The following is a 352-nucleotide window of genomic DNA, read 5'->3' as shown; positions in this document are numbered from 1 at the left end:
TCGGTGGCGGGCTCGTCGGGGTCGAGCTCCACGGTGCGGACCACGGTGTCGGGGTGTTCGCGGGCCGCGGTGCGCACGAAGCCGTCGATGCCGCTGGTGTCGTCGGGGAGGCGGGGGCAGAGCAGCCGGCGCGGGCCGCGCAGCAGCAGTTCCTGGAGCACGGTGAGCTTGGCGGGCAGCAGGTGCTGATCCGTACCTGCGAGAGCGCCCAGGTGCAGCACTCCGTCGACCGGGCCGGTGTGCCCGGCGAGCTGTGCGGTGTCCGGGCCGCCCCGGGCGGCGAGTGCGCCGAGTGCGGTGAGCCGGGTGACGAGTGCCCGTGCGAGTGGCGTGTCGTCCGCGACGATCAGGA

At 74.7% G+C, this 352-nt stretch carries 1 protein-coding gene; it reads right to left on the bottom strand.

Annotated elements, in window-relative coordinates; genetic code table 11:
• Positions 1-352, bottom strand: a 352-nt coding sequence (locus AOK15_RS46825; RefSeq protein WP_240508459.1) for a Rossmann-fold NAD(P)-binding domain-containing protein, incomplete at both ends; no start/stop codon positions are given.

The organism is Streptomyces ossamyceticus (genome assembly GCF_001418475.1).
In the GTDB taxonomy this organism is placed as follows: domain Bacteria; phylum Actinomycetota; class Actinomycetes; order Streptomycetales; family Streptomycetaceae; genus Streptomyces; species Streptomyces ossamyceticus.
Note: the sequence above shows the minus strand (reverse complement) of the source record. Positions and strands in the feature narration are given on the sequence as shown.